The organism is Sneathiella sp. (genome assembly GCF_029233945.1).
Lineage (GTDB): Bacteria > Pseudomonadota > Alphaproteobacteria > Sneathiellales > Sneathiellaceae > Sneathiella.
Genome location: NZ_JARGOQ010000099.1, coordinates 1 through 5,457 on the forward strand (window position 1 = coordinate 1; position 5,457 = coordinate 5,457).

Annotated in this window: 5 protein-coding genes; all 5 read right to left on the minus strand. The window is 60.3% G+C overall.

The window, feature by feature from the left end:
* A partial coding sequence (locus tag P1U71_RS18085; RefSeq protein WP_367281220.1) for an acyltransferase family protein occupies positions 1–146 on the minus strand: 146 nt, incomplete at its 3' end.
* Positions 147–320: 174 nt separating this feature from the next.
* Entirely contained in the window at positions 321–1,868 is a 1,548-nt protein-coding gene (gene guaA, locus P1U71_RS17625; RefSeq protein ID WP_301106985.1) for a glutamine-hydrolyzing GMP synthase, read from the minus strand.
* Positions 1,869–1,941: 73 nt separating this feature from the next.
* On the minus strand, positions 1,942–2,421 hold the full coding sequence (locus P1U71_RS17630) for a tetratricopeptide repeat protein (protein WP_301106986.1): 480 nt from the start codon (positions 2,419–2,421) through the stop codon (positions 1,942–1,944).
* Positions 2,422–2,559: 138 nt separating this feature from the next.
* The gene (locus tag P1U71_RS17635; RefSeq protein ID WP_301106987.1) at positions 2,560–3,870 is read right to left on the minus strand and encodes an RsmB/NOP family class I SAM-dependent RNA methyltransferase; all 1,311 of its coding nucleotides are present in this window, start codon (positions 3,868–3,870) and stop codon (positions 2,560–2,562) included.
* Positions 3,867–5,330 (minus strand): IMP dehydrogenase, encoded by a 1,464-nt coding sequence (guaB, locus tag P1U71_RS17640; RefSeq protein WP_301106988.1) that lies wholly within the window; start codon positions 5,328–5,330, stop codon positions 3,867–3,869. Before guaB ends, P1U71_RS17635 begins: the two co-directional genes overlap by 4 nt.
* Between the last annotated feature and the right edge of the window lie 127 nt (positions 5,331–5,457).

Sequence of the window (5,457 nt, forward strand, 5' to 3'; positions counted from 1 at the left end):
CCGCTGATGACGAAGAAGATATCAACGCCGATATCACCCGCGCTGAACAGGTCATGGCGCCCAAAAACGCCAAATGCCGCGTGATACAGGAGGACGAGCATAACGGCAACGGCGCGCAAGCCATCTATCTCTGGCCGATACTTCACTGATGACCTCCTGATACGGATACTTCAGGTAAGTCTAGCGCATTAACCTTAATGAAGGCTGAAGGGGTCAGGCATCTAGTAATGCCGATATCTTATTGATTTTATTATAGTAATTTCTAATTTCCGCCCGCCATTTCCTGTCCTTGACGTGTGGTTATCCGATCTTAATACTACCTACTCCCACTCAATCGTTCCAGGCGGCTTGGAGGTGGTGTCATAGACGACGCGGTTGATGCCCTTCACCTGATTGATGATGCGGGTCGAGACGCGGCCCAAAAAGTCATGGGTGAAGGGGTAGTAATCCGCCGTCATGCCATCGGTGGAGGTGACCGCCCGGAGCGCGCAGACATAGTCATAGGTGCGGTTATCGCCCATGACGCCGACGGTGCGCACGGGCAGCAGCACGGCGAAGGCCTGCCATATCTCGTTATAAAGCCCGGCTTTACGGATCTCGTCGAGATAGATGGTATCGGCCTTTCGCAAAATCTCCAGCCGCTCGCGGGTGATCATGCCGGGAATACGGATGGCAAGGCCCGGCCCCGGGAAGGGGTGGCGATCCACCAGTTCCGCCGCCATGCCAAGCTCCCGGCCCAGATCACGGACCTCGTCCTTGAAAAGCTCGCGGAGGGGCTCGACCAGCTTCATGTTCATGCGCTCAGGGAGACCACCGACATTATGATGCGACTTGATGGTGACGCTGGGCCCGCCCGCGAAAGACACGCTCTCGATCACGTCCGGGTAGAGCGTCCCTTGCGCGAGGAATGCCGCGCCGCCGACCTTGCTCGCTTCCTCGTCGAAGACATCGATGAAGATGCGGCCGATGGTCTTGCGTTTTGTCTCGGGATCGTCAACGCCCTCAAGTTCGCCCAGGAACAGGTCGGACGCATCGCGATGGATCAGCGGGATGTTGTATTTATCGCGGAACAGGCTGACGACCTGCTCCGATTCTCCGGCGCGCATCAGGCCCGTATCGACATAAACGCAAGTGAGCTGATCGCCGATCGCCTCATGGATGAGGACGGCCACGACGGAGCTGTCCACCCCGCCCGAGAGGCCGCAGATGACCTTGCCGTCCCCGACCTGACGGCGGATCGCGTCGATTGCCTGATCCTTGAACGCGGCCATGGTCCAATCCCCCGCGAGGCCACAGATCCGATGCACGAAGTTGGAGATAAGGGCGCTTCCGCGCGGCGTATGCACGACCTCGGGATGGAACTGCAGGCCGTAGAATTTCTTGTCGTCATTGGCAATGCCGGCAAAGGGCGCGCCGCTCGACGTGGCGACAACGGAGAAGCCGTCGGGGATATGCACCACATGATCGCCATGGCTCATCCAGACCTGATCCTGCGATCCCGCTTCCCAGACGCCATTAAAAAGGTCGCATTCCGCGACCACATTGATATCCGCCCGGCCGAATTCCCGGTGGTCCGGCGCCTCGACTTTCCCGCCGAGCTGGTTGACCATGGTCTGCTGGCCATAACAGATGCCGAGGATGGGCACGCCCATCTCGAACACAGCCTCCGGTGCGCGGGGCGTCTCGTCGCCGATGACCGAGGCCGGACCGCCCGAGAGGATAATCCCGGCGGGGTCGAAGTCTTTCAGCCGCTCGGCCGCTGTATTGAAGGGAATGATTTCGCTGTAAACCCCAGCCTCCCGGACGCGCCGCGCGATCAGCTGGGTGACCTGACTGCCAAAGTCAATGATCAGAATACTGTTTTTCATAAACGGGGTTTAGACAGTTTGGGGGTGCCTGTCCAGCCCGTTTATGACGTGTTTTTGCAGTTTTTTGGCTGCTTCAGCTTTGCTTGGCCTTATAGTCCGCCACCGCGCGTTTGAGCATGGTATATTCGGGGCAACCGAAGAAGCAGAGCGCATCGAGTTTCAGGAGATGTTCCTCCGCCATTTCAAGGTTCCCGGTCTGCAAATAGGCCTCGCCGATATACTCATTCGCGCCCTTGTGATCGGGGTCGATCGTGAGGGCCTTGTTATAGTTGGCGAAGGCCGCGTCGTAGTTCTTCATCTGGCGGTTGGCATAGCCGAGATAGTTATAGGCGTCGGCATTGTCGGGCTCGTCCGCGGTCACCTTGGTGAAGGCGGCGATGGCGGTATCCCACTGCTCCGCGTCGATGGCGGCCTTACCGGCGGCGAAATCCGCGCTTTTCGGGGCCTCCGCCTCGGTCGGGCTGCTGCTGCCTGCCGCGAAAACGATCTGCGCGGCCAGAAGCTGCGCCGCGAAGACGGTAAAAATTGTCAGAATAAATTTGCGAAATGTCATTGTCCCCAACCTCTCCCATACGTTTTAGCGTCTTGTTTCAGGACTATACGGCCCCGTCGCGATGCCGGATCATAATTATATCGCAAAAAACGGCCGCGCCGATTCACGAGATGGTGAGCAGGACGCCTTAATCTGCAATTATGACCGAACGGCACGCTTTTCAAGAACGGCGGTGAAGAAACCATCGCGCCCGCCCTCGCTCGGCGTGACCGCGAACATCTCGCCCGTCCAGTTGCCGTCAAGGCCCGCAGCGTCCCAGATCTCACTCACCGGAAGAAGCGTAAACGCCGGATGTGACAATAAAAAGGCGTCGATCTGCGCGGCGTTTTCCTCGGCAAGAATTGAGCAGGTCGCGTAAATAAGCCGTCCGCCGGGTGCAACCAGCGGCGCGGCGCGACTCAAAATATTCGCCTGCAGCGCGATGAGCTCCGCGAGCCGGTCTTCGGTCAGCTTCCATTTCTGGTCCGGCTGTCGTCGCCAGGTGCCGGAACCGGAACAGGGCGCATCGACAAACACCCGGTCCATCTGGCCCACAAGGGACGCGAAAATTTCGTCATCAGCCTCATCGCCCGTAATCGCCAGCGGCTCGATCAGCGTGACCCCTGCCCGCTTGGCGCGGGCCCCGATATCGCGCATCCGCCGCGCATTGGTATCAAAGGCGTAAATCTTGCCCGCATAGTCCATGGTCGCGGCCATGGCAAGAGACTTGCCGCCGCCGCCTGCGCAGTAATCCACAACCGTCATGCCCGGACGCGCATCGGCAAGACGCGCGGCAATTTGCGCCGCCTCGTCCTGCAATTCGATCCGGCCATTTTCCAGAAGCGGATGACGGCTCAAATTTACCCGACCCTCGATGATCAACCCGTCTGGCGACAACGCCGTCGGCGTGACATCGATCCCCTCATTTTTCAGGAAATACTGGATATCACTGCGCGCGCCCTTCTGGGCATTCACCCGGAGGGTCACCGGCGCGCGGGAGCCATAGGCGCGCATCACCGCCGCCGCCTGATCGCCATATTGCGCGGTGATCTTCTCGGTGAGCCATTCGGGGAAATTCCCCGCGGCCTCCGGCGGCAGGGTGGAAAGATCAAGCGTCGCGGTTTTTGCCAGTGCCGCCCCCTCCTCCGCTGTCAGTTCAGAGAGGCCATGCGGCCCGCCGAACCAGGTCGCGGGCAAATCCTCCGGCGCGATATCTTCAAACAGGATCAGGCTTAAAAAAGAACGGATTCGGGGTGATGGCTCAAGTCCGGCCTCAACCGCCGCCCAGTCCAGTTCTCCCTGACGGCGAAGCGCCCGATAGACGAATTCCGTGACCCAGCGGCGATCCTTCGATCCCGCATAGCGGCGGGTCCGGAAGTAAGTCCCGATATGCTGCTCGGCGGGGGTTGCCGCCGCGCCGATCATCTCCAGCAGTTCAGTGGCAGCGGCAAGCCGGGCGACCGGGGTCATCCGTTCTGCCGGTAGTTCGGCGCCTCGCGGGTGATGGAGACGTCATGCACATGGCTCTCGGTCAGGCCCGCATTGGTGATACGCACGAATTGCGCCCGCTCCTGCAATGTCGGGATATCCTTCGATCCGGTATAGCCCATCGCCGCCTTGAGGCCGCCGACAAGCTGGTGAATAACCGCGTTGGCCGGACCGCGATGCGGCACCCTTCCTTCGATCCCTTCGGGCACGAGCTTGAGATTATCGGAGACTTCCTGCTGGAAATAACGGTCCGCCGATCCCCGCGCCATAGCGCCGAGGGACCCCATCCCGCGATAGGATTTGAACGACCGGCCCTGATAGAGGAAGACTTCCCCCGGGCTTTCATCGGTGCCCGCAAGAAGCGAGCCGATCATGGCGGAACTTGCCCCGCCCGCGAGCGCCTTCGCAAGGTCGCCCGATGTCTTGATGCCACCATCCGCAATCACCGGAACGCCGGAGCCTTGCGCCGCCGCCGCCGCATCCATGATGGCGGTGAGCTGCGGGGTGCCCACACCGGCCACAATCCGCGTCGTGCAGATGGAGCCGGGCCCGATGCCGATTTTCACCGCATCCACGCCCGCATCGATCAGCGCCTTGGTGCCGTCGGCGGTGGAGACATTGCCGCCGATGATTTGCGTCAGGTTACTGAGCTTCTTGATGCGGGTGACCGCTTCCAGCACCCGGCTGGAATGGCCATGGGCCGTATCGACGATCAGCACATCGACCTCGGAGGCGATCAGCGCCTCGGCCCGCGCAATCCCGTCATCGCCGATACCGACGGCGGCGGCGACCCGAAGCCGCCCCTGCTCATCCTTCGACGCATTGGGAAAGAGGGTGGAGCGCTCGATATCCTTCACCGTGATCAGGCCGATGCAGCGGTATTCGTCATCCACAACGAGCAGCTTCTCGATTCTATGCTTATGGAGGAGGCGCTTGGCCTCGTCCTGCGTCACCATCTCGCGCACGGTGACAAGGTTCTCATGGGTCATCAGCTCGCTGACCGGCTGGCGGCTGTCGGTGGCGAAGCGTACATCGCGGTTGGTGAGGATGCCGACCAGCTTGCCGGACTTGCGCTCCGTCACCGGAATGCCGGAGATTTTGTTATTCTGCATCAGGAACAGCGCTTCGGAGAGCGGCTCGTCCGGCGCGATGGTGACCGGGTTGACGACCATGCCGGCCTCGAACTTCTTTACCCGCCGGACCTCGTTCGCCTGTTCCTCGATATCAAGGTTCTTGTGAACCACGCCGATGCCGCCCGCCTGCGCCATGGCGATGGCCATCGGCGCCTCGGTCACGGTGTCCATCGCGCTGGAGATCAGCGGAATGCCAAGGGTGATTTCCCGGGTCAGCCGGGTCGTGGTATCGACCTGCGTGGGGAGGATTTCCGAGGCCGCCGGTTGCAGCAGCACATCGTCAAAAGTAAAGGCTTCGCGGATATTCATGACAACTCCAGGAGCAGCAATGCTCACAATATATTGTGGTGATCAATTTCGAACCCGGAAGATATTCCAACGGGGCTGCAAAACGATCTATGGAATTGCCGCGCAATCATACAGGCAGATTTTAAAA

What these genes read in the sequence shown, in the direction of transcription:
- guaA (WP_301106985.1), bottom strand. Translation starts at nt 1,868, where the DNA reads ATGAAAAACAGTATTCTGATCATTGACTTTGGCAGTCAGGTCACCCAG.
- guaB (WP_301106988.1), bottom strand. Translation starts at nt 5,330, where the DNA reads ATGAATATCCGCGAAGCCTTTACTTTTGACGATGTGCTGCTGCAACCG.
- P1U71_RS17630 (WP_301106986.1), bottom strand. Translation starts at nt 2,421, where the DNA reads ATGACATTTCGCAAATTTATTCTGACAATTTTTACCGTCTTCGCGGCG.
- P1U71_RS17635 (WP_301106987.1), bottom strand. Translation starts at nt 3,870, where the DNA reads ATGACCCCGGTCGCCCGGCTTGCCGCTGCCACTGAACTGCTGGAGATG.